Genomic DNA, 4,563 nt, shown 5'->3' on the forward strand with positions numbered 1-4,563 from the left:
CCCCAGCCTCCCCCGCAGCCCGCACGCGTGCAGCAGGTCCACCAGCTCCGCCCCCGACACCAGCGTCAGCGGCTTGCCCTGCGCGAAGGCGTACGAGCCGGGGCCGAAGCCCGAAGTCGTCACCAGGACGCCCTTGTTGGCGCCGGCCGCCTGGACCGTGCCGTACAGATCGCGGACCGCGGTGGGCGGGACCGTGTTGCGGTAGCGCTTGACCTGGACGATGATCCGGCCGCCGCTGATCGGGTCGGGGTCCACCGCCTCCACGTCCACGCCGCCGTCGTTGGAGCGCTGGGTGGTCACCGCGTCCATCCCGCGCGCCCGGAACAACTCCGCCACCAGCGACTCGAACACGATCGGGTCCATCACGAACAGGTCCGGATCCTCGTCGGAGTCCGCGCCATGGGTGAGCACCCCCGTGCCGATCTCCCCCGGCCGGCGCACCGCGGCCACCGCCGCCCGCTGGTCGGGGCGGGCCGACAGCCGGCCGCGCACCGCCTCCACCAGGCAGTCCACCGCGCTCACCTGCGTCAGGTCCAGGCCCTGGAAGGTCGCCCGGTCCACCATCACGGAGGCCAGCACGATCTCCGCGCGGCGGCCGGTCGCCGGGTCCACGTCGTCCACGAAACCGTTGAGCGCCACCGCGTCCAGTACGCCGTACTCGTCCGCCGCGAACAGGTCCCGCACCACCAGCAGCACGCTCTGCGCCAGCGCGTCCCGGTACAGCGCCCGCCGCTGGGTCAGCGGACGTGCCGACTCGCGCTCCTCGTCCGTACTGGCCACGTACCGTACGGACTTGGCGGCGGGGACGATGTCGAAGGCGGGCAGCTCCCAGTCCAGCACCAGCTGACGGGCGCCCCGGTCGTACGCGCAGGACAGCTGCCGCGGGAAGCCCTCGGGCCAGGCGGAGGCCGCGTACAGGGCCGCGGAGAAGTACTCGACGACCGCGTCCGGCTCGCCCGCGCCCAGACCGGCCACCAGGTCGGCCACGCCCGCGTTGTGGCCCCGGACCTCCGCGAGCCGCTCCCGCGCCCAGGACTCGTACCGCTCGCGGTGGTCGGCGAGTCGGCGGCGGCGCTCGGTCTCGGCGAGCTGCGCCGCGTCCCAGTCCCGCCGGTAGGCGGCCTGGGCCTCCTGCTGGGCGCGGCGGCCCGTCCAGCCGCCGCGGGCCTCGTAGCGCGCCGGGTCCGGCATCGGCACCGGCTGCGCCAGCGGCCCCGGGGAGAACGGCTCGACGCTCTCCTCGCGCAGCAGCGCAGCCGTACGGAACGGGGGCTGTGCGCACCCCGCCGCCAGCAGTCCGGTCAGCGCGTCCACGCGCGCGTCCAGCTCCTGTGTGCGCTGCCGGGCGTCCGCCTCCCGGCTCTGGCGGTAGGCGGCCCGCTGTTCGCGGTGGACCCGCGCGGCGTCCCTCTCGTACTCGCGCTGCCGGCGGTCCATCAGCCGCTGCTGCTGGACCGCCGCCCGGTGCTGGGCCTCCCGCTGGCGCTGCTGCTGGCGCTGCGCCTCTGCCCACACCCCGGCCAGCCCACTGGAACGACGACTCATACGGCTCCCCCGGCCCCTTTCCCACACACCCCTGGAGACACGATTGTCCCGGACCAGAAAGGTCCGGGACACGGTGTGACGCGGTGTTTCGGTGGAGCCGCCTGTCGGAATCGAACCGACGACCTCAAGATTACAAGTCAAGCGCTCTAGCCAACTGAGCTAAGGCGGCAGCACGTGCGCCGGGCCCGCGCACGCGAGGCGCCCCCACCTCGCGGCGAGGGCTCCCTCACTCTACACAGAGCACGATCGGGGCCTCCACGAAGTTCCCCTCCCGCACCTGCTGACAGATCCGACAGCGCCGGGTAGCGTCTCGTGCAGCCCACTCAGGTGGACTACACCACTTCTCCCTCTACTCGGATCGTCCGGCACGTTCCTGCCGGTGAAGGGACAGGTCTCCCATGGCCACTGTCACGTTCGACAAGGCGACCCGGATCTACCCGGGCTCCACCAAGCCCGCGGTCGACGGGCTCGAGATCGAGATCGAGGACGGCGAGTTCCTCGTCCTCGTCGGCCCCTCGGGCTGCGGCAAGTCCACCTCCCTGCGGATGCTCGCGGGCCTGGAGGACGTCAACGGCGGAGCCATCCGCATCGGTGACCGCGATGTCACCCATCTCCCGCCCAAGGACCGGGACATCGCCATGGTGTTCCAGAACTACGCGCTCTACCCGCACATGACGGTCGCCGACAACATGGGCTTCGCGCTCAAGATCGCCGGAGTCAACAAGGCGGACATCCGTAAGAAGGTCGAGGAGGCGGCGAAGATCCTCGACCTCACCGAGTACCTGGACCGCAAGCCCAAGGCCCTCTCCGGTGGTCAGCGCCAGCGCGTCGCCATGGGCCGCGCCATCGTGCGCGAGCCGCAGGTCTTCCTCATGGACGAGCCGCTGTCCAACCTCGACGCCAAACTCCGCGTCTCCACCCGTACGCAGATCGCCTCGCTCCAGCGGCGCCTGGGCATCACCACGGTGTACGTCACCCACGACCAGGTCGAGGCCATGACCATGGGCGACCGCGTGGCGGTCCTCAAGGACGGTCTGCTCCAGCAGGTCGACTCGCCGCGCAACATGTACGACCGCCCGGCCAACCTCTTCGTCGCCGGCTTCATCGGCTCGCCCGCGATGAACCTGGTCGAGGTCCCGATCACCGACGGCGGTGTGAAGTTCGGCAACAGCGTGGTCCCCGTCAGCCGCGAGGCGCTGTCCGCGGCGGCCGACAGGGGCGACCGCACGGTGACGGTCGGCGTCCGGCCCGAGCACTTCGACATCGTGGAGCTGGGCGGCGCCGCTGCCTCGTCCGTGGCGTCCCTCTCCAAGGAGTCCGACGCCGAGCCCGCGGGCCTCGCGGTCACGGTGAACGTGGTGGAGGAGCTCGGCGCCGACGGTTACGTGTACGGCACGGCCGAGGTCGGCGGCGAGCAGAAGGACCTCGTGGTCCGGGTGAACGGCCGCTCGGTCCCGGAGAAGGGCTCCCAGCTCCACGTGGTCCCGCGGCCCGGCGAGACGCATGTCTTCTCGACCTCGACGGGCGAGCGCCTCAGCGACTGACGTACGGCGGCACGTCAGCCGGCCCCGCACCCACCTACCGGGGTGCGGGGCTTTTCCCTGCCCGCGGCCCGGCCCGCCCGCTGTCACCTGTCGACAAATACCCCGGCAGACCGGCCATTTCGAACAGCGTTCGTCAACACGGGATTCGAAACGCCGCCTCGAACCATCCCCCGACCGGGTGACTAAATGTCGCCAAATCATTACCCCCCGCTACGCTCGCCTCCGTGACGCACACAGCCCGCCGAATCGGCCGCACCCTAGCTCTCGTCCTGCCCGTCGTCCTCGTCCTCTCCGGGACGCTCGCGGTCACCCGGGTCAACTGGGCCGGGACCAGCGACTCGCAGCTGCTGACCGCCTCCTCCCAGGACGTCTCCGTACGCGCGAAGCCACGCGCCCCGCAGGACCTCCTGCGCGACGCGCTCCTCGTCGAGCTCCAGGAGAAGGGCCCCGGGACCGCCCTCACCCACCTCCAGCGCGAGGTGGAGCAGCGCCCCTCGCTCGCCAAGCACTGCATGTCGATCGCGCGTGCGCTGGGCCGGGCCGCCGTGGAGCAGTACGGCCCCGCCAAGGCCCAGTCGTACGCGCGCCCGGTCTGCGACACGTCCTTCGCCTCGGGCGTGGCCCAGGAGTCCTGAGCGCGGGCAGCCCGGCCGTACCGCATCCGGTTCACGGCATAGGGTTCACCGCATGACTGCGAGCACGACTTCGACCTTCCCGACGCAGGCCGTGGTCCTGGCGGGCGGCCAGGGCTCACGACTGCGTCCGTACACCGACGACCGCCCCAAGCCGATGGTCGAGATCCCGGGCACCGGGACCCCGATCATCGGCCATCAGCTTGCCTGGCTCGCGGCGGAGGGCGTCACCGACGCCGTGATCTCCTGCGGCCATCTCGCCGGCGTGCTCCAGGAGTGGCTGGACTCGGCGGACCTTCCGCTGCGCGTCACGACGGTGGTCGAGAGCGAGCCGCTGGGGCGCGGGGGCGGCCTCAAGTACGCGGCGGCGCACCTGCCGCACGGCGACCAGCCGTGGTACGCCACGAACGGTGACATCTGGACGCGGTTCTCGCTGCGCGAGATGGCTTCCTTCCACGGGGAGCGCGACGCGACGGCCACGCTGGCGCTGGCCCGTCCCCGTATCCCGTGGGGCGCGGTCGAGACGGACGCCTTCGGCCACATCACGGACTTCATCGAGTCCCCGCCGTCGCCGTATCTGATCAACGCGGGCGTGTACGTGTTCTCGTCCGCCTTCACGGGGCTGCTCCCCGACCGGGGCGACCACGAACGCACCACGTTCCCGCGCCTGGCCCGCGAGCGCCGCCTGGCCGGTTTTCCGCTGCCGCACGGGGCGTACTGGCGGGCGATCGACACGGCGAAGGACTTGACGGAGGCGGCAAAGGAACTGGCGGCGGCGCGCCACTGAGGTCTGTTGTTTTGCCCCACCCCGCCCCTTCCCTTAACCCTCCGGGGGTGGGGAA

4 protein-coding genes and 1 tRNA gene are annotated in these 4,563 nt (G+C 71.6%); 3 read left to right on the forward strand and 2 right to left on the reverse strand.

Annotation, left to right across the window (positions count from 1 at the left end; all coding sequences use genetic code 11):
• Window positions 1–1,545: restriction endonuclease (locus tag ACJA3G_RS30885; RefSeq protein ID WP_406556338.1), on the reverse strand; the 1,545-nt coding region annotated here is incomplete at its 3' end.
• A gap of 92 nt (window positions 1,546–1,637) precedes the next feature.
• Window positions 1,638–1,714: transfer RNA gene (locus ACJA3G_RS30890), tRNA-Thr, on the reverse strand.
• Window positions 1,715–1,943: 229 nt separating this feature from the next.
• Here ACJA3G_RS30890 and ACJA3G_RS30895 point away from each other — a divergent pair.
• The 3 genes from ACJA3G_RS30895 (at window position 1,944) to ACJA3G_RS30905 (ending at window position 4,508) form a co-directional block, all read left to right on the forward strand.
• Window positions 1,944–3,089, forward strand: coding sequence for an ABC transporter ATP-binding protein (locus tag ACJA3G_RS30895; RefSeq protein ID WP_406556339.1), 1,146 nt, complete (start codon window positions 1,944–1,946; stop codon window positions 3,087–3,089).
• Window positions 3,090–3,313: 224 nt separating this feature from the next.
• Entirely contained in the window at window positions 3,314–3,724 is a 411-nt protein-coding gene (locus ACJA3G_RS30900) for a hypothetical protein (protein ID WP_406556340.1), read from the forward strand.
• A 52-nt stretch (window positions 3,725–3,776) separates the two neighbouring features.
• Complete coding sequence (locus ACJA3G_RS30905) at window positions 3,777–4,508, forward strand: NDP-sugar synthase (RefSeq protein WP_406556341.1); 732 nt, start codon at window positions 3,777–3,779, stop codon at window positions 4,506–4,508.
• Window positions 4,509–4,563: the final 55 nt, after the last annotated feature.

The organism is Streptomyces sp. YS-3 (genome assembly GCF_045257485.1).
GTDB lineage: Bacteria > Actinomycetota > Actinomycetes > Streptomycetales > Streptomycetaceae > Streptomyces.

Coding starts and splice junctions, on each gene's coding strand:
- ACJA3G_RS30905 (WP_406556341.1), top strand. CDS start 3,777: ATGACTGCGAGCACGACTTCGACCTTCCCGACGCAGGCCGTGGTCCTG.
- ACJA3G_RS30895 (WP_406556339.1), top strand. CDS start 1,944: ATGGCCACTGTCACGTTCGACAAGGCGACCCGGATCTACCCGGGCTCC.